The 16,839-nt window shown below is 68.1% G+C and carries 18 protein-coding genes and 1 pseudogene; 10 read left to right on the forward strand and 9 right to left on the reverse strand.

What is annotated here, in order from left to right; genetic code table 11:
• A pseudogene (locus tag TBU01S_RS05130) lies at positions 1–495 on the reverse strand (inositol monophosphatase family protein); the annotation flags it as partial.
• 49 nt (positions 496–544) lie between these two features.
• On the opposite strand from TBU01S_RS05130, the gene TBU01S_RS05135 reads away from it, so the two are divergent.
• The 5 genes from TBU01S_RS05135 to TBU01S_RS05155 all read left to right on the forward strand — a co-directional run bounded on the left by TBU01S_RS05135 (position 545) and on the right by TBU01S_RS05155 (position 5,970).
• A complete protein-coding gene (locus TBU01S_RS05135) occupies positions 545–1,267 on the forward strand; it encodes a 16S rRNA (uracil(1498)-N(3))-methyltransferase (protein ID WP_068635570.1) in 723 nt (240 codons plus the stop codon).
• Positions 1,268–1,303: 36 nt separating this feature from the next.
• Positions 1,304–2,788, forward strand: a complete 1,485-nt coding sequence (gene pap, locus TBU01S_RS05140) for a polyphosphate:AMP phosphotransferase (protein WP_068635571.1) — start codon at positions 1,304–1,306, stop codon at positions 2,786–2,788.
• 115 nt (positions 2,789–2,903) lie between these two features.
• Positions 2,904–4,253: an amino-acid N-acetyltransferase gene (gene argA / locus TBU01S_RS05145; RefSeq protein ID WP_068635572.1), complete on the forward strand. Its 1,350-nt coding sequence runs from the start codon at positions 2,904–2,906 to the stop codon at positions 4,251–4,253.
• Positions 4,250–5,695, forward strand: coding sequence for a diguanylate cyclase domain-containing protein (locus tag TBU01S_RS05150; RefSeq protein ID WP_068635573.1), 1,446 nt, complete (start codon positions 4,250–4,252; stop codon positions 5,693–5,695). Before argA ends, TBU01S_RS05150 begins: the two co-directional genes overlap by 4 nt.
• Positions 5,696–5,697: 2 nt before the next feature.
• The gene (locus TBU01S_RS05155) at positions 5,698–5,970 is read left to right on the forward strand and encodes an oxidative damage protection protein (protein WP_068635574.1); all 273 of its coding nucleotides are present in this window, start codon (positions 5,698–5,700) and stop codon (positions 5,968–5,970) included.
• Between the two features lie 230 nt (positions 5,971–6,200).
• Here the strand turns inward: TBU01S_RS05155 and phoU are convergent, their stop codons facing one another.
• The 4 genes from phoU to TBU01S_RS05175 all read right to left on the reverse strand — a co-directional run bounded on the left by phoU (position 6,201) and on the right by TBU01S_RS05175 (position 9,778).
• The gene (phoU, locus tag TBU01S_RS05160; RefSeq protein WP_068635575.1) at positions 6,201–6,896 is read right to left on the reverse strand and encodes a phosphate signaling complex protein PhoU; all 696 of its coding nucleotides are present in this window, start codon (positions 6,894–6,896) and stop codon (positions 6,201–6,203) included.
• A gap of 98 nt (positions 6,897–6,994) precedes the next feature.
• Positions 6,995–7,657, reverse strand: a complete 663-nt coding sequence (gene rpiA / locus TBU01S_RS05165) for a ribose-5-phosphate isomerase RpiA (RefSeq protein WP_068635576.1) — start codon at positions 7,655–7,657, stop codon at positions 6,995–6,997.
• 16 nt (positions 7,658–7,673) lie between these two features.
• Positions 7,674–8,927, reverse strand: coding sequence for a molybdopterin molybdotransferase MoeA (moeA, locus tag TBU01S_RS05170; RefSeq protein WP_068635577.1), 1,254 nt, complete (start codon positions 8,925–8,927; stop codon positions 7,674–7,676).
• A gap of 221 nt (positions 8,928–9,148) precedes the next feature.
• The gene (locus tag TBU01S_RS05175) at positions 9,149–9,778 is read right to left on the reverse strand and encodes a c-type cytochrome (protein ID WP_068635578.1); all 630 of its coding nucleotides are present in this window, start codon (positions 9,776–9,778) and stop codon (positions 9,149–9,151) included.
• Between the two features lie 122 nt (positions 9,779–9,900).
• On the opposite strand from TBU01S_RS05175, the gene yihA reads away from it, so the two are divergent.
• The 3 genes from yihA (at position 9,901) to TBU01S_RS05190 (ending at position 12,307) form a co-directional block, all read left to right on the forward strand.
• Positions 9,901–10,584, forward strand: a complete 684-nt coding sequence (gene yihA, locus TBU01S_RS05180) for a ribosome biogenesis GTP-binding protein YihA/YsxC (protein WP_068635627.1) — start codon at positions 9,901–9,903, stop codon at positions 10,582–10,584.
• A gap of 200 nt (positions 10,585–10,784) precedes the next feature.
• Positions 10,785–11,789 (forward strand): porphobilinogen synthase, encoded by a 1,005-nt coding sequence (gene hemB / locus TBU01S_RS05185; protein ID WP_068635579.1) that lies wholly within the window; start codon positions 10,785–10,787, stop codon positions 11,787–11,789.
• Positions 11,790–11,857: 68 nt separating this feature from the next.
• Positions 11,858–12,307 carry a GNAT family N-acetyltransferase gene (locus tag TBU01S_RS05190; protein WP_369404195.1) on the forward strand — a complete coding sequence of 150 codons (450 nt, stop codon included), beginning with the start codon at positions 11,858–11,860 and terminating at the stop codon, positions 12,305–12,307.
• On the opposite strand, the gene TBU01S_RS05195 is transcribed toward TBU01S_RS05190, so the two are convergent.
• Both TBU01S_RS05195 and TBU01S_RS05200 read right to left on the reverse strand, forming a co-directional pair.
• Complete coding sequence (locus TBU01S_RS05195) at positions 12,304–12,966, reverse strand: pyrimidine 5'-nucleotidase (protein ID WP_068635580.1); 663 nt, start codon at positions 12,964–12,966, stop codon at positions 12,304–12,306. The two genes, TBU01S_RS05190 and TBU01S_RS05195, sit on opposite strands and share 4 nt — an antisense overlap.
• 12 nt (positions 12,967–12,978) lie before the next feature.
• Entirely contained in the window at positions 12,979–13,902 is a 924-nt protein-coding gene (locus tag TBU01S_RS05200; RefSeq protein WP_068635581.1) for a methyltransferase domain-containing protein, read from the reverse strand.
• A 149-nt stretch (positions 13,903–14,051) separates the two neighbouring features.
• Here TBU01S_RS05200 and TBU01S_RS05205 point away from each other — a divergent pair, with 149 nt between their 5' ends.
• On the forward strand, positions 14,052–14,771 hold the full coding sequence (locus TBU01S_RS05205) for a ComF family protein (RefSeq protein ID WP_068635629.1): 720 nt from the start codon (positions 14,052–14,054) through the stop codon (positions 14,769–14,771).
• Positions 14,772–14,821: 50 nt separating this feature from the next.
• Entirely contained in the window at positions 14,822–15,301 is a 480-nt protein-coding gene (locus tag TBU01S_RS05210; RefSeq protein ID WP_068635582.1) for a tRNA (cytidine(34)-2'-O)-methyltransferase, read from the forward strand.
• A gap of 39 nt (positions 15,302–15,340) precedes the next feature.
• Here TBU01S_RS05210 and TBU01S_RS05215 read toward each other — a convergent pair whose 3' ends face one another.
• Together TBU01S_RS05215 and TBU01S_RS05220 are read right to left on the reverse strand one after the other, a co-directional pair.
• Positions 15,341–16,360 (reverse strand): NAD(P)H-dependent glycerol-3-phosphate dehydrogenase, encoded by a 1,020-nt coding sequence (locus TBU01S_RS05215; protein WP_068635583.1) that lies wholly within the window; start codon positions 16,358–16,360, stop codon positions 15,341–15,343.
• The gene (locus TBU01S_RS05220) at positions 16,357–16,827 is read right to left on the reverse strand and encodes an SH3 domain-containing protein (protein WP_068635584.1); all 471 of its coding nucleotides are present in this window, start codon (positions 16,825–16,827) and stop codon (positions 16,357–16,359) included. The genes TBU01S_RS05215 and TBU01S_RS05220 overlap by 4 nt, the downstream gene beginning before the upstream one ends.
• Between the last annotated feature and the right edge of the window lie 12 nt (positions 16,828–16,839).

A 16,839-nucleotide genomic window follows, 5' to 3' on the forward strand; every position in this document is an offset into this window, starting at 1 on the left:
TCGACGCCGGCCACCGCATCGCGCAGGCTGGAACGCACCTTCGCGCAGCGGCAGTTCGGTGCCGTTGAGAAAGGCGCCGGCGCCGCGCGCGGCATAGAAGGATTCGTCGGTGATCGGGTTATAGACCACGCCCAGCACCGGTTCGTGCTCGATCAGGTAGGCGATCGACACGGCGAACAGCGGAATGCCGTTGGCGAAGTTGGTCGTGCCGTCGATCGGGTCGATGCACCACAGGCCGCGCCCGCCTTCGTTCCACAGGTGGGCCTGTTCGGTGGCGGTCATTTCCTCGCCGAGCACCTCGCCGGCGAGGAACTTCGGCAAGGCTTCGCTGAAGCAGCGCTGCGAGGCCAGGTCGGCTTCGGTGAACAGCGAGCCGTCCGGCTTGCGGTTGCGCGCCGACTTCAGGTAGCGGGGCAGGATTTCGTCGCGCGCGATGTCGCGTACCAGCGATTCGAGGGCTCTGGCACGGGCGAGGCGTTGGGCTGCGGTGGGCATGCGGGCTCCTGGCCGGTCGGCTGCTTGATGCGAGGCCTATAATCTTACGATGATTTCACGTTTCCATTTCCCGGGCCGCCTGCCCGATGGCGGCGAAGTCGCGCTGCCCGACGATCTCGCCCATCACGCGCTGCGCGTGCTGCGCCTGCGCGACGGCGAGCCGCTGGTGCTGTTCGACGGCGAAGGCGGCGAAGTCGAGGCCCGCCTGGCGGTGCGCGGCAAGGCCGGTTTTGCCGTGCTCGGCGAGCGGCGCCCGTTCGATCGCGAATCTCCCTTGCGTGCGGTGCTGGTGCAGGCGCTGGCGGCAGGCGACAAGATGGACTGGGTGGTGCAGAAGGCGGTGGAACTGGGGGTGGCGGCGATCCAGCCGGTGCAGGCCGAGCGTTCGGTGCTGCGCCTGGCGGGCGAGCGCGCGGACAAGCGGCGCGCACACTGGCAGCAGGTGGCGGTGTCCGCCTGCGAGCAGAGCGGGCGCAACCGCATTCCGGAAGTGGCGCCGATCCAGCCGCTGCTGCAATGGCTCGCTGCCGCGCGCGGGCAGGCTGCCTGGGTGCTGGCGCCGGGCGGCGGCGACGGCTTGCCGGCAGGCGAGCGGCCGGAGGGCGTCGTGCATGTGCTGGTCGGCCCCGAAGGCGGCTGGACCGAGGGCGAGCTTGCCGCCTGCGATGCGGCAGGCGTGCGGCGGATGACGCTGGGGCCGCGGGTGCTGCGGACCGAAACCGCGGGACTGGCGGCGCTGGCGGTACTGCAGGCGCGCTGGGGAGATTTCTGACTGGACCATGCGGTGCTGCAAGGACGGGAGGATGGGATGTTCGAATCCGCGGAGCTCGGCCACAGGACCGACAAGGAAGAGTACGACGCCGCCGTGCCGCCGCTGCGCACGGCCTTGCTCGATGCACAGTACGAAATCCTCGAGCTGAAGCAGTTCGCCGTCGCCGTGCTGATCAACGGCATCGACGGTGCGGGCAAGGGCGAGACCATGAATCTGCTCGACGAGTGGATGGATTCGCGCCACATCGAAGGCTGGGCCTTCGACCAGCCGACCACCGAGGAAAGCGAGCGTCCGTTCATGTGGCGCTTCTGGCGCGCGCTGCCGCCGCGCGGCAAGATCGGCGTGATGTTCAACAACTGGTATTCGCAGCCGATCCGCGACCGGGTCGAGCGCATCGGCAGCAAGGCCCGCTTCGAGCAGCGCCTCGGCGAGATCCGCCGCTTCGAGGACATGCTGGTGCAGGAAGGCGTGCTGCTGGTCAAGTTCTGGTTCCACCTGTCGAAGAGCGGGCAGAAGAAGCGCCTGCGCGAACTGGAAAAGGATCCGCGCACGCGCTGGCGCGTCACCGAGCGCGACTGGCATTTCTACGAGCAGTACGCGCGCTACCGCGACGTCGCCGCACATGCGCTGCGCCAGACCAGTACCGGCAACGCACCGTGGATGATCGTCGATGGCAGCGATCCGTACTTCCGCGCGCTCTTCGTCGGCCGGACGCTGCTCGCGGCGCTGCAGAAGCGCCTCGAAGCCGCCCGTCGCAAGCACGCGCCGCGCCAATTGGCGCCGCCGCTGCCGCCGATCGCCCGGCGCAACCTGCTCGACAGCCTGGCGCTGCGCCATGAAATGGGCAAGAAGGAATACGAGGAGGCGCTCGAAAGCCTGCAGGGGCGGCTGGCGTTGCTGACGCGCGAGGCGGCGTTCCGCGGCAAGCATTCGCTGGCGCTCGTGTTCGAGGGCGTGGACGCTGCCGGCAAGGGCGGCGCCATCCGCCGTGTCACCGCGGCGCTGGACATCCGCCAGTACAGCGTGGTGCCGGTTTCGGCGCCGACCGAGGAGGAGCGCGCGCAGCCCTATCTGTGGCGCTTCTGGCGCCACCTGCCGGCGCGCGGCAAGACCGTCGTGTTCGATCGTTCGTGGTATGGCCGGGTGCTGGTCGAGCGGGTCGAGGGCTTCTGCTCGGAGGCCGACTGGATGCGGGCCTACGCCGAGATCAACGACTTCGAGGACCAACTCGCCGACGCCGGCATCATCGTGATCAAGTTCTGGCTGGCGATCGGCAAGGAAGAACAGCTGGCGCGTTTCGAAGCGCGCGAGGCCGAGCCGCACAAGCGCTTCAAGATCACCGCGGAAGACTGGCGCAATCGCGAGAAGTGGGACGACTATGTCCGTGCCGTGTGCGACATGGTCGATCGCACCAGTACCGAGCGCGCGCCCTGGACATTGGTCGAGGCAGAGAACAAATATTTTGCACGGATCAAGGTATTGCGCACGATTTGTGAACGCATCGAAGCGGCGTTGACCTGATTTGTGCGCGGCGATGTCGCCGCGCGCACGCATCCGCTAGAATCCCGCCATCCGAAATTCCGTCGGCCCGGGTGGCATCGGCTACCGCTGGTCCGGCTCCTGCCGCGGTGACTGCGTGAACGCTGAATCGACCTCTGCCGTACCGGCGCCCGACGACCCCACTTCCCAGTTCGTCGCCTGGGTGCGTGGCGCCGCGCCTTACATTCACGCCTTTCGCGGCAAGACTTTCGTCGTCGGCTTCGGTGGCGAAGTGGCGGCGGGCGACCGCGCGCAGCGCCTGGCCTACGACTGCAACCTGCTCGCCGCGCTCGGCATCCGCCTGGTGCTGGTGCATGGGGCGCGGCCGCAGATCGATGTCGAGCTGGCGCGCCGTGGGCTGGCGCCGCGTTTCCACCATGGCCTGCGGGTGACCGATGCCGAGGCGCTGGAGTGCGTGAAGGCGGCAATGGCAGTGACCCGCTTCGAAGTCGAGGCGCTGCTGTCGCAGGGTTTGCCGAATACGCCGATGGCGGGCAGCTACATGCGCGTGACCGGCGGCAACTTCATCACCGCGCGTCCGGTCGGCGTCGTCGATGGCGTCGATTACCAATACACCGGCGCGGTGCGCAAGATCGTCGCCGAGGAGATCAACGCCGACCTCGACCAGCACAACGTGGTCCTGATCACGCCGCTCGGCGTTTCGCCCGCGGGGGAAATCTTCAATCTGGCGATGGAAGAGGTCGCCGAGGCCGTGGCGGTGGCGGTGAAGGCGGAAAAGCTGATCTACCTGTGCGATGCGCCGGGACTGCTGGATGCCGACGGCGGCTTGATCGAATCGGTGACGGCGGACGAGGCGCAAGCCAGGCTCGCGAGTGGGGATGGCCTGACCGAAGATCTGGGACTCTTCCTGCCGTGTGCGATCCGCGCGGTACGCCGCGGCGTGGCGCGCTGCCACCTGATCGATCACGACAAGGACGGCGGGCTGCTGCTCGAGTTCTTCACCCACGCCGGCGTCGGCACCGTGGTGTCGCGCGACCCCTTGTTCCGCCTGCGCGAGGCGACGGTCGACGACGTCGCCGCGCTCGTCTCGCTGATCACGCCGATGGAGGCCGACGGCACGCTGGTGCGCCGCGGCCGCGAGCTGCTCGAACAGGAAATCGAACGCTTCACCGTGGTCGAGCACGATGGCGTGCTGGTCGGCTGTGCTGCGCTGTACCCGTTCTCGGAGGACAACGCCGCCGAACTCGCCTGTCTCGCGGTGACGCCGGAATACCGTCGCGCCGGCCTGGGCGACCAGTTGCTGAAGCGCATCGAGCGCCGTGCCCGCGTGCAGCGGCTGGAGCGGCTGTTCGTGCTGACGACGCGCACCGCGCACTGGTTCCGTGAACGGGGTTTCAGCGAGATCGGCCCCGAAGCCCTGCCGCGCAAGAAGCGTGAGTTGTACAACCTGCAGCGGCGCTCGAAGGTATTCGTGAAGCTCTTATGATCCTCTGGCCCAGACGTGCGATGCGGCGGCAGGCCGATGTCGAACTGGCGCTCCTGCGACAGGTGGCAGAGGGTGTCCACGGTATCGAAGCGGTGTTCGATCGCAATCTGCGTCTGTTGTGGATCAGCCCCTCGATCGAGCGCGTCACCGGGCTGGAGCCGCGGGAGTGCATGGAGGCCGAGGACGCCCTCGACTTGCTGGTGCACGAATCGGACCGTGCCTATTGCCGCCGCATGATCACGCAGATGGTGGTGGACGGCGTGGCGCAGGATTTCGAACTGCGGCTCAGGCGGCGGGATGGCGAGGCGGCCTGGGTCGCCTCCCACTGGCGGGCGGTGCCGGATGCCGCGCCGGGGCTGGCCGCCCTGCGCCTGTCGGCCGAGGACATCCAGTCGCGCAAGGAAACCGAATACAAGCTGCTCGAGACGGTCACCGAGCTTCGCCGCGCCCAGGCGCTGCGCGAGCACTACCTGCTGAGAAGCAACGACGAGCGCCAGCGCCTCGCCGCGCTGCTCAACCTGATCCGGCTGGGCATCCTGTTCATGGACCAGGAACGGCGGGTGCTGTACTACAACCGGGCGATGCTCGAAATCTGGGGCTATCCGGAGGATACGCACCTGATCGGCATGCGCGAGAGCACACTGCAGAGCAAGGCGGCAACCCTGCTGGAAGATGCCCAGGCCTATTTCGCCCACGTCGCCGAAGTGCTGGACGCCAAGCAGCCGATGAGCGACGAGTACGAATTCCGTTTCGCCGATGGCCGCGTGATCACGGACCGCTCCGCGGTGGTGGCCGGGGCGGGCAAGGATCAGCGCATCGGCCGGGTCTGGATCTACGAGGACGTGACCGAGGCCCGGCGCATTTCGGCACAGCTGATCTCGATGGCGGAGCGTGACCCGCTGACCAACATCTTCAACCGGCGCCGCTTCCACGAGGAACTGGAGCGCATGCTGGCCGATGCGGCACGGCGCGGCACTTCGGTCGGCTTGCTCGGCATCGACCTCGACGGCTTCAAGCCGATCAACGACGCCTTCGGCCATCAGGCGGGCGACGAGGTGCTGGTGAAGCTCGTCGAGCGGGTCGGCGGCGTGGTGCGCCGTAATGAAATGTTCTTCCGGGTCGGCGGCGACGAGTTCTCCATCCTGGTCCCCGACACGAAGGCAGCGGCGCTGGCCGAACTGGCCAATCGCCTGTGCGAGTCGATCGGCAATCTGGTGTTCGAGTTCGATGGACGCAGGACGGGCGTCACGGCAAGCATCGGCATCGCCCTGTTTCCCGAGCATGGCTGTGACGAGGAAAGCCTGATGGCGGCCGCCGACGAGGCGATGTACCGCTCGAAGGCGGAAGGACGCAATCGTTGGAGCCTGTCGGCGAGAGGCGGGGGTGAATCCGCTAGAATGCCGGCTTCGAGCTCCGATGAACCCGTTAGCAGAGAGGATTGAACATGGCTCGCATGGTGAATTGCGTGAAACTCGGCCGTGAGGCGGAAGGGCTGGATTTCCCGCCGGTGCCGGGCGCGCTGGGCAAGCGCATCTTCGACAACGTGTCGAAGGAAGCGTGGCAGCAATGGGTCAAGTACCAGACCATGCTGATCAACGAGAACCGCCTGAACCTGATGGACGCCCGCGCGCGCAAATATCTGGCCGAACAGATGGAGAAGCATTTCTTCGAGGGCGGCGCGGACCAGGTGAGCGGCTATGTGCCGCCCGCGCAGTGACGCAGCTTTCCTGTAGGTTTCTTTAGCCGCGAAAGCCGCCCCTTGGGCGGCAGCAAGGCCGTATTCGCGGCTCGGCGCCCCCCGGCCAAAGCAGCTCCCAGCGGTACGGTGGCCGATGGGTCGGGTCGCGTAGCCGGCGCGTAGCGAAACTCATCGAGTGCAGCGAAGCGGCACATACGAAAAAGGATGGCCTGGCCATCCTTTTTCATGTGGAGCGGCCCTCCGGATGCTCAGTTGCCGCTGCGCTGGGCCTCTTCCGACTTGCTGTAGCGCACATCCTCGCCCTGGGCCAGGAAGACCACGTACTCGGCGATGTTCATCGCATGGTCGCCGATGCGCTCGATCGCCTTGGCGTTGAACAGCAGCTCGAGGCTGCTGGTGATCGTGCGCGGATCTTCCATCATGTAGGTGATCAACTGGCGCATGATCGCCTTGAAGCTGGCATCGACCTCGGCGTCCTCGCGCTCGATGCGCGGCGCGGCGGAGGCGTCGGCACGGGCAAAGGCGTCGAGCGCCGAATGCAGCATCGCCAGCGCGGCCCGGGCCGACGGCGACAGGTCGATGCGGGGGGCGAAGCTCAGTTCGGCCGAGTGCAGGCGCTTGGCCGACTTGGCGATCTTCTTGGCTTCGTCACCGATGCGCTCGAGATCGGCCACCGATCTGATCACCGTCATCACCAGGCGCATGTCCGCCGCGGTCGGCTGGCGCAGGGCGACGATGTGGTTGCAGGCGTCATCGAGCTGCTTCTGCATCAGGTTGATGCGCTGGTCGCCTTCGATGACCTGGTTGAGCAGGGAGAGGTTGCCGGTGCGCAGGCCTTCGAGCGCGTCAGCGGCCTGCGCTTCGACCAGTCCGCCCATGCGCAGCACGCCGCTGCGGATTTCTTCCAGTTCGGTGCTGAACTGCTTGTAGGTGTGTTCCGTCATCTTCGCCGTGATCCTGTCGATGGAAGCACGCAGGCTAGCACCCGCAGATTACGGTTTTGTTGCATGTCACACGGCGGCCGACGATCGGTTCCGGGCGCTCAGGCGCGCTGCAGGCGTTCCACGCCGGCGGCTCCGGCCAGCAGCAGCAGATCGGCGCCGCGGGCGGCGAACAGGCCGTTGGTGACCACGCCGACGATCTGGTTGATGCCTTGTTCGGTGCCGGTGGGATCGTCGATCGCCAGGCCGTGCACGTCGAGGATCAGGTTGCCGTTGTCGGTGACGAAGCCTTCGCGCAGGCGCGGCTCTCCGCCCAGGCGGGCGAGTTCGCGGGCGACGTGGCTGCGCGCCATCGGGATCACTTCGACCGGCAGCGGGAAGCGGCCCAGCGTCTGCACGCGCTTGCTGGCGTCGCAGATGCAGATGAAGCGCCGGGCGACCGCGGCGACGATCTTCTCGCGCGTCAGCGCGCCGCCGCCGCCCTTGATCATGGCGAAGCTGCCGTCGATCTCGTCGGCGCCGTCGACATAGACCGGAATGCTGTCGATGTCGTTGAGATCGAACACCGGAATGCCGTGCGCGGCGAGCCGCTTCGAGCTGGATTCGGAACTGGAGACCGCGCCGCGGATGCGCTCGCGCATGCCGGCGAGGCCGTCGATGAAGTGGTTCACCGTGGAGCCGGTGCCGACGCCGACGATGCTGCCGTCCTCGATGTAGTCGAGGGCGGCGAGCGCGGCGGCTTTCTTGAGTTCGTCCTGGGTCATGATCGTTTCCCGGTCATCAGACCAGGCCGTGGAAAGGTTGGATGAAAACGGTGTCGCCGGCCTGCACCGAAGTGCAGTCTTCCGGCAGCACGATGAAGCAGTCGGCTTCGGACATCGAGTGCAGCATGCCCGAGCCCTGTGCGCCGGCCAGCGTGACGCCGAGCGCTGCGCCGTCCCGCAGCAGGCGCCCGCGCAGATATTCGACGCGGCCTGCCGGCTTGCGCAGGGCGAAGTCGGCGCGGGCGGCGAAGCGTGCGGCCGGAGGCAGCGGCGTCACGCCCATCAGGCTCAGCAGGGCATCCTGGACGAACTGGTAGAAGCTCACCATCGTCGCCACCGGGTTGCCGGGCAGGCCGAACAGCACGGCATCGCCGATGCGGCCGAAGGCCATCGGCCGCCCGGGCTTGATCGCCAGCTTCCAGAACGAAACCTCGCCCATGCGTGCCATCAGCTCGCGAATGAAGTCGGCGTCGCCGACCGAGACGCCGCCGCTGGTGATGACGACATCGGCTGTGCCGGCCGCTTCGGCGAAAGCGGCTTCGAGCGCGGCGGGCCGGTCGGGCACGATGCCCAGGTCGAGCAGCTCGCAGCCCAGCCGCGCCAGCGCGCCGGCCAGGGTGTGGCGGTTGCTGTCGTGGATCGCGCCGGGTTTCAGCGGCTGGCCGATCGGGGTCAGCTCGTCGCCGGTCGAGAAGAAAGCGACGCGCAGGCGGCGGCGCACCGCGACCTCGCCGATGCCGAGCGAGGCGATCAGCCCGAGTTCGGCAGGGCCGCAGCGTCTGCCGGCGGGCAGGGCGACGCTGCCGGCAGCGAGATCCTCCCCGGCGCGCCGCAGGTTGCGGCCTTTCTGCTGGCCGGCGGGGATGAAGATCCTGTCGTCCTCGCGGCGAACGATTTCCTGCATGACGACCGTGTCGGCGCCGTCCGGGATGACCGCGCCGGTCATGATCCGCACCGCCTCGCCCGGGCGGAGGCGTCCGGCGAAAGGATGGCCGGCCAGGGCACTGCCGACTACCGTCAGCCTGGTTTCGCTGCCGGCGCCGCTGTCCAGGTCTTCGGCGCGCACCGCATAGCCGTCCATCGCCGAGTTGTCGTGCATCGGCACGTCGAGCGGGGCGATCACGTCCTGCGCCAGCACGCGCCCGAGGGCGGCATGCAGCTCGACGCGTTCGCCGCCTGTGACCGGAGACAGGCTGTCGAGGATCAGCCGGCGCGCGTCGGCGGCCTTCAATACGTCCTGCGCCGTGCTGCTGGGGGGGGGATGAGTCATCTGCTGCGAGCCAGGGGAAACTGGAAGTTGCCGGGGCAGACCGGCACGGCTGCCATTTTCACACAAGGGGAGGGCACATGAAAAACGGCCTCCACGCTCCCCCGTTGCGTGAGGTCGCTGCCTCCCAAGGGGGCGTTTTTCATCTTGGGACGGCCCGGTGATGAAAAAAGGGGTGGATCGCTCCACCCCTCGTCCCTGTCGGCATCGACAGCCGGCAGCGCTCAGCGCAGGCCGGCGGCGAAGTCCGCAACGGCCTTCATTTCGGCGTCGGTCATCTTCAGCGCGATCATGCGCATCATGCGGTTCGGGTCGTTCTCGCGGCCACCGTCGCGGAAGGCCTTGAGCTGGGCTTCGGTGTATTCGGCGAACTGGCCGGCGATGCGCGGATATTGCGCCGGCAGGCCGGCACCGGCAGGACCGTGACAGGCGGCACAGGCAGGAACGCCCTTGGACGCGATGCCGCCGCGCCAGATGCTCTGGCCGAGTTCGATGGTGTCGAGGCTCTTCGCCGGCTCGGGTTGCAGTTCGAAGGAGGCGAAATACTGGGCCAGCGCGCGCATGTCGGCTTCTTCGAGGCTGTCCACCATTGCCGTCATGACCGCGTTTTCGCGTGCCGGGGGCTCGCCGTTCCAGCCCTTGAACTCGCGCAGCTGCTTGTAGAGGTAGTCCTCATGCTGCCCCGCGATCTTCGGGTTGGCTGACAGCTGGCTGTTGCCATCCGTGCCGTGACAGGCGACGCAGAGGGTTTCGACAGTCTGTTTCGCCTTGGCGAGGTCCGGAGCCTGTTCCTGGGCCTGCAGGCCACCGGTGACGAGCAGCAGGGACGAGAGCAGCAGGGAACGCTTGGTCATGATGTCCTCGGAAAGCCGTGAGTGATTGTTTCAAACGCGGTATTCTATAACAGGAAACCCGCCTTGCGCGACGCGATGTGGGCTTTGTGGCGCATCCGCCCGGTCTTTTGTCCTCTTTTTTCATGCCCATCTTCCGCAACGCACAATTCGAGATATCGATCGCCAAGCCGTCCGGCCTGCCGCCGCCTTCCGGGGCGGAAATCGCCTTTGCGGGGCGCTCCAATGCGGGCAAGTCGAGCGCGATCAACACGCTGGCCGGGCATGTCCGGCTGGCTTTCGTGTCGAAGACGCCGGGGCGAACCCAGTTGATCAACTTCTTCCGCCTCAACAGCGGCGCCTTGCTGGTCGACCTGCCGGGCTACGGTTATGCCGCGGTTCCCGAGAAGGTCCGGCGCGAGTGGCAGGGCCTGATCGAGCACTATCTGCGCAAGCGGGAAAGCCTGATCGGCCTGGTGCTGATCATGGATTCGCGTCATCCCTTGACGCCGCTCGACCGCCAGATGATCGACTGGTTCGCGCCGTCGGGGCGGCCGATGCACGTGTTGCTGACCAAGAGCGACAAGCTGTCGCGCGGCGCGGCCAGCGCGGTGCTGCAGGACGTGCGGCGCCAGCTCGCGCCGCTGGGACCGCAGGTGACGGTCCAGCTCTTCTCCAGCCTGAAGAAAACGGGGGTCGAGGATGCCGAACGCGTCATCGGCGGCTGGCTCGGTCTGGCCGGGGCGGATGCCGGGCTGGCGGCCCCGTCCGGGGACCGGGCGGAGGAGGGGCAAATAAAAACCCCCGACCAGGGGAGTAGCCGGGGGTGAAAAATGCCCCGCTGGCGCGAGGCACCCGCTCAGGGAGGTGAAGCGGGAGACGAAGCAGCACGCGAGCGTGCCACCGTCTGCTTGCTAAGATAAGACACTTTGCCCGGAAGTTCCGCTGCCAATGCGTTACTTCATGTGTTTCCGGCGTGTGCGGACACGCCGGCTAGGGCCGTTTCGAAACCGACAAGCGAGATCCACAGATGCGACCGACCGGAGCTTTCCCTTCCACCCGCATGCGCCGCATGCGCCGTGACGATTTTTCCCGCCGCCTGATGCGCGAGAATGTGTTGACGGCCAACGACCTGATCTATCCGGTGTTCGTGCATGACAAGCCCGGCCGCGAGGCGGTGGCGGCGATGCCCGGCGTGGAGCGGCTGTCGATCGACGAACTGCTGAAGGTGGCCGAGCAGGCGCTGGAGCTCGGCGTGCCGGCGGTCGATCTGTTCGGTGTCCCCGACCCGGCGGCAAAGACCGCGGACGGCGCCGCTGCGTGGAACGAGGACGGCATCGTCCAGCGCGCGATCCGTGCATTGAAGGCGCGCTTTCCCGAGCTGGGCGTCATCACCGACATCGCCCTCGACCCCTACACCACTCACGGCCAGGACGGCTTGCCCGACGACAGCGGCTACATCCTCAACGACGAAACCGTCGATGCGCTGGTCAGACAGTCGCTGTCGCATGCCGCGGCGGGTGCCGACGTGGTGTCGCCCAGCGACATGATGGACGGCCGCATCGGCACCATCCGCGCCGCGCTCGAGGATGCCGGTTTCATCCACACCCGCATCCTCGCCTACAGCGCCAAGTACGCCAGCAGCTTCTACGGCCCCTTCCGCAGCGCGGTCGGCTCGGCGGGCAACCTGGGCAAGGGCAACAAATATTCCTACCAGATGGACCCGGCGAACAGCGACGAGGCCTTGCGCGAAGTGGCGCTCGACATCGCCGAAGGGGCGGACATGTTCATGGTCAAGCCCGGCCTGCCCTATCTCGACATCGTGCGCCGCGTGAAGCACGAACTCCAGGTGCCGACCTACGCCTACCAGGTCAGCGGCGAGTACGCGATGCTGAAGGCGGCCGCGGCCAACGGCTGGCTCGACGACCGGGCCTGCGCGCTGGAAGCCTTGCTGTCGTTCAAGCGTGCCGGCGCCGATGGCATCCTGACTTATTACGCGCTGGAAGCCGCACGCTGGCTGAAGGCCGGCGCGTGATCGTGCCGGGCGTTCCGGCTTCGCGCGCTGTGGGGCTGAGGGCGATGCGGGGGGGGGACCTCGATGAGGTGCTTCGCATCCAGCGCGAAGCCTACGGCGACGCTTACCAGGAGTCCGCCCATGTCCTTGGACGCAAGCTGAGCCTCGCGCCCGAGGCCTGCTGGCTGGCCGAGCGTGACGGTGAGGCGCTCGGCTATGTCTTCGCCCATCCATGGCAGGCCGGCGCACCGCAACTGCACGCGCTGGTCGAATGCCTGCCGGAACGGGCGGACCACGGCTTCCTGCACGATCTCGCGGTGTCGCCGCGCGCCCGCGGCATGGGCGTGGGCAGCGCCCTGTTCGACAAGGTTCGAGTCTGGTCGGAGCAGGCCGGACACCGCGCGTTGACGCTGGTGGCGCTGGCCGATGCGGTGGCCTACTGGCGCGGGCTCGGCTTCGCGTCCCGGACGCTGACCCTGCCCGACGGCTACGGCGCCGGTGCGGTGTTCATGCGGCGCAGCCTTGCCGTGCGGGATTAGCCCGCCAGCCGTCCGCCGAGCAGCCGGCCGAACTGGCGGCGAAGGTCCAGGATGGAAGCCAGCTTCATATCCACATAGGCCGGCGTGCGCAGGTTGCGGCTCACCAGCACGGTGCGCATTCCCAGCCGTTTCGCGGTGCGCAGATTGACGGCCGAATCTTCCAGCATCACGCAGCGGGCCGGGTCCAGGCGCCGCGAGGACAGCAGCTTGCGGTAGCCGCGGATGCCGGGCTTGGGGTGGTAATCCAGATCCTCGATGGCGATCACGTCCTCGAACAGCTCGTGGATGCCCATCAGCCCCAGCACGGCCATGGCGTAGTGGCGCGGCGCGTTCGAGAATACGAAGCGGCGGCCGGGCAGCTTGCGCAGCATGCCGCGCAGCGCACGGTCGAACACCATCATCTCGTGCAGGCGGTCGAAGCGATGCGTCTCGACCAGGAAATGCGCCGGGTCGGTGCCGTGGTGGCGCATCATGCCGAGCAGGGTGGCGCCGTAGCGGCGCCAGTAGTTCATCCGCAGGGCATTGGCGTCCTCGGGGGACAGCGACAGGTGCTGTTCGAGATAAGCCGTCATGCTGCGGTTGATGTGCGGAAAGATGTGCGGGCTGGCGTTGTGCAGCGTGTTGTCGAGGTCGAACAGCCAGACGGTGCGGTTGGGCATGGTGGCGTCGGTTCAGCGTGGCGTGGGCCGGGGCTGGAAGCGGACGATGCTGCGGCCGTCCTCGGTGGTCTTCGGCGCGGCTTTCCAGGCATGGCCCTGGATGATCTCGAAGGTGGCGGGCAGCCGTCCGTCCCGGCGCAGGGCTTCGTAGGCGGCGCGCGCCTGTGCCCAGCCGGTACGGCCGGACAGGCCGCGCGGGCGGCCGACGGCGGCATTGGCGGCGCCGGTGGCGCGCAGGTCGGACAGCAGGCCATCGAGTTCGGAGTAGGTCAGCGTCAGCATCTCCATGTCCATCACCGGGTCGGCGAAGCCGGCCTTGACGAGGGCATCGCCCAGATCGTGCATGTCGATGAAGTGGTGCACGCGCTCGCCCGCCGTGCGGGGAAGGGCGTCGCGCAGTTCGCGCAGCGAATCGGGGCCGAGGGTGGAAAACATCAGCAGGCCGCCGACTTCCAGCGTGCGGTGGATTTCCTGCAAGGCCGGCAAGGGATCGTCCAGTGCCGGCAGCATCAGGTTGGACCACACCAGGCCGAGGCTGCCGCGGGCGAAGGGCAGGCGGCGGGCGTCGGCGGCGACGTGGGGCAGGGGCGCAGCCTTGCCGCCGAGCAGGCGGCGCAGCAAGCCGGGAGCGGGTGCGCCGTCGCGCAGGCGCTGGCCGGCGCGGGCCAGCATCGGCATGGCGAAATCGGCCGCCAGCACACAGGCCTGGGGGAAGCGTTGCGCCAGGCGGGGCAGGTCGGCGCCGGTGCCGCAGCCGAGGTCGAGCACGCGCTTCGGCTCGATGCGGATGTAGTCGAGGCGCTCGTCCATCCGGCGTGCGATTTCGCGTACCAGGACGTCGGCACCGTCGGCCGTCGCCGCGGCGCGGGCGAAGCGGCGGCGCAACAGGCCGTGGTCGAGCGCGAAGTCCGCGTCGCTGCCGCCCGTTTCGCTCATCGCGCACTCCGGTGACGGGAAAAGTCCGCGACCTTGCCGGCGCGGGCTGTGGCCGTGTCGCGTTGGTCGGTGTTGATCAAAGTCATTGTCATTTTTGGCGCGGGGGGCTGTAATGGCGAACCCTGAATGTTCTGCCATTGATCAAAATCTTGTCAAACCGAGTCCGAAGCCTGCGCCGTCTGCTGGCCCGCGTGCTGGATGCCCTGATGCCGCAGGATTGCCTCGTCTGCGGCGAGGCGGCAGAGGCGTGCGGTGTTTGTGCGGCCTGCCTGGCCGAAATGCCGAGGCGGCCGCCCTGCGCGTGTCCGGTTTGCGCCCTGCCGGGGCTGGATGGCGGACCCTGCGGGCAATGCCTGCGCGAGCCGCCGGCCTATGATGCGACACTGGCCTTGTTCGACTACGTGTTCCCGGTCGATGTGCTGGTGCTCGCGCTCAAGTATCGGCACCAGTTGAGCGTGGCCACTTTCCTCGCTGCCGAGCTGCGTGAGCTCGGCGGACCGCTCGCGGCCGATGTCGACTTCATCCTGCCGATGCCCTTGCATGCACGCAGGCTGGCCGAGCGCGGCTTCAACCAGGCGGTGGAGCTTGCGCGTCCGCTGGCGCGCGAGCAAGCCTTGCCGATGGAGCTGGCCTGTGCGCGCAAGCTGCGCGACACGCCGCCGCAGGCTTCGCTGAGCCGCGACGAGCGCCTGCTGAGTCCGGCCGGTGCCTTCTGCTGCGATCGCGCACTGGATGGCCTGCACGTGCTGGTGGTCGATGACGTGATGACCACGGGGGCGACGCTGGGCGAACTGGCGCGCTGCCTGAAGGCGCAGGGCGCGGCACGGGTCACGAATCTGGTCGTCGCCCGCACGCCGGCGCCGGCCTGAGCTACAGTGCCGGCTTCGCGCGCAAGGCGCTGTCTGCCACTTCCGTCCCGATGTTCGAGATCGTCCTCTATCAGCCCGAGATTCCGCCCAACACCGGCAACGTCATTCGCCTCGCCGCCAATACCGGCAGCCGCCTCCACCTGATCGAGCCGCTGGGCTTCGACCTGTCCGACAAGCAACTGGCACGCGCGGGGCTGGACTATCACGACCTGACCTGCGTCACCGTGCATCCGGATTGGGCGCAGTGCCACGCGGCGCTGGCAGGGCGGCGCTTCTTCGCGCTGTCGACCCGGGGCACACGGCGGCACGACGCTGTGGCTTACCGCGACGGCGACGTGTTCGTGTTCGGGCCGGAGAGCCGCGGCCTGCCGGCGGAGTTGCTGGCAGCTTTCGAGCCCGAGGCGCGCATCCGCATCCCGATGCGGCCGACCAACCGCAGCGTCAATCTGTCGAATGCGGTGGCGGTGGTGGTCTATGAGGCCTGGCGCCAGCAAGGATTCGCCGGCGCAGTCCAGGCGGGGCTGCCTTAGGCGGGACCGCCTTGGGCGGGGCCGTCCAAGGCAGGCGTCTCATTCGTGGCGCGGGTCGCGCGCCAGCAGTTTCTCGACCGCGCCGCGCGCATCGAGGCCGTGATGCAGCAAGGCATCGACGGCTTCGCAGATCGGCATCTCGACGCCATGGAGCCGGGCCAGACCGACGACTTCGCGCGCGGTGGAGACGCCTTCGGCAACGTGGCCGAGGTCGCGCAGGATGTCGGCCAGCGTGCTGCCCTTGGCGAGCTCCAGGCCGACGCGGCGGTTGCGCGAGAGGTTGCCGGTGCAGGTGAGGATCAGGTCGCCCATGCCGGTCAGGCCCATCAGTGTTTCGCTGCTGCCGCCGAGTGCAATGGCGAGGCGGGAGATTTCGGCCAGGCCGCGGGTGATCAGCGCGGCGCGGGCGTTGAGGCCGAAGCCCATGCCGTCCGAGACGCCGGCGGCGATGGCCATGACGTTCTTGACCGCACCACCGATCTCGCAGCCGACGACGTCGGTATTGGCGTAGATGCGCAGGCGCGGCTGGTGCAGGGCCGCCACCCAGTGGTGGGCGAAGGCCGCATCGGCGGCGGCGAGGGTGATCGCGGTCGGCAGGCCGCGCGCGACTTCGGCGGCGAAGCTGGGGCCGGTCAGCACGCCGCTGGCGGCCGCGTCGCCGAGCTCTTCGGCGACGATTTCGTGCGGCAGCCGCCCGCTTCCGGCTTCGAGCCCCTTGCAGGCCCACAGCAAGGGCGTGCCGGGCTGCAGGCGGTGGAGCGCGCGCGCGGCGTCCCGCAGGCCGGCCAGCGGCGTGACCACCAGGTGGAGATCGGCGCCTCGTGCCGCATGCGAGAAATCGGTTTCGAAGTGCAGTGCGTTGCTGAGGCGGATGTCGGGCAGATAGCGGCGGTTCTCGTGCGTCAGGGCGAGCGCCCGCAGGTGTTCCGCATCCCGCCCCCACAGGCATACCTCATGGGCGGCGCTGAAGGCCTGGGCCAGCGCGGTGCCCCATGCGCCCGCGCCGAAGACGGCGATGCGGCGGCGTCTGCTGTGCTGCTTGTCGGGCGTGGCGGTCACAGCCCCCAGACCTCGTTGATGCGGATGTAGCCTTCGTCGCCGTCCCGATGGCGCACCTTGGCCCAGCCGAGCGAAGGCGCTTCGACCAGGTCGAGCACGACGTTGCGGATCGCCTCGAAGCTGGGTGCCGCGTCGTCGCGGGCTTCACGCCGGATGACGGCGCGTTCCGCGGTGACGAGCACGGTGCGGCGGTTGGAGAGCACACGGCTTTCCAGCCAGTTCAGGGAGCCGCCGGGCTCGCGCACCTTGACCCACTTGTCGAGCCTGACGACGACTTCGACCGGGGTGGCGGAGCGCAGGATGAAAAGGCGCTTGCCCTGCTCCGAAGGGGTGTCGTACAGGATTGCCTGCTCGGTCAGCGAGCGGAACTCGATCGCCTGCGCCAGCACCGGCCCCGCCACCACGCCGGCGAGCAAGGCGAGCATCGTGATCAGGCGGGGCAGCATGGAGCGGCGCAGGTGTGTCATGGCGGCAGGCCT

The organism is Thauera butanivorans NBRC 103042, from assembly GCF_001591165.1.
GTDB lineage: Bacteria > Pseudomonadota > Gammaproteobacteria > Burkholderiales > Rhodocyclaceae > Thauera > Thauera butanivorans.

Coding starts and splice junctions, on each gene's coding strand:
- TBU01S_RS05135 (WP_068635570.1), top strand. CDS start 545: ATGATTTCACGTTTCCATTTCCCGGGCCGCCTGCCCGATGGCGGCGAA.
- pap (WP_068635571.1), top strand. CDS start 1,304: ATGTTCGAATCCGCGGAGCTCGGCCACAGGACCGACAAGGAAGAGTAC.
- TBU01S_RS05150 (WP_068635573.1), top strand. CDS start 4,250: ATGATCCTCTGGCCCAGACGTGCGATGCGGCGGCAGGCCGATGTCGAA.
- TBU01S_RS05155 (WP_068635574.1), top strand. CDS start 5,698: ATGGCTCGCATGGTGAATTGCGTGAAACTCGGCCGTGAGGCGGAAGGG.
- phoU (WP_068635575.1), bottom strand. CDS start 6,896: ATGACGGAACACACCTACAAGCAGTTCAGCACCGAACTGGAAGAAATC.
- rpiA (WP_068635576.1), bottom strand. CDS start 7,657: ATGACCCAGGACGAACTCAAGAAAGCCGCCGCGCTCGCCGCCCTCGAC.
- moeA (WP_068635577.1), bottom strand. CDS start 8,927: ATGACTCATCCCCCCCCCAGCAGCACGGCGCAGGACGTATTGAAGGCC.
- TBU01S_RS05175 (WP_068635578.1), bottom strand. CDS start 9,778: ATGACCAAGCGTTCCCTGCTGCTCTCGTCCCTGCTGCTCGTCACCGGT.
- yihA (WP_068635627.1), top strand. CDS start 9,901: ATGCCCATCTTCCGCAACGCACAATTCGAGATATCGATCGCCAAGCCG.
- hemB (WP_068635579.1), top strand. CDS start 10,785: ATGCGACCGACCGGAGCTTTCCCTTCCACCCGCATGCGCCGCATGCGC.
- TBU01S_RS05195 (WP_068635580.1), bottom strand. CDS start 12,966: ATGCCCAACCGCACCGTCTGGCTGTTCGACCTCGACAACACGCTGCAC.
- TBU01S_RS05200 (WP_068635581.1), bottom strand. CDS start 13,902: ATGAGCGAAACGGGCGGCAGCGACGCGGACTTCGCGCTCGACCACGGC.
- TBU01S_RS05210 (WP_068635582.1), top strand. CDS start 14,822: ATGTTCGAGATCGTCCTCTATCAGCCCGAGATTCCGCCCAACACCGGC.
- TBU01S_RS05220 (WP_068635584.1), bottom strand. CDS start 16,827: ATGACACACCTGCGCCGCTCCATGCTGCCCCGCCTGATCACGATGCTC.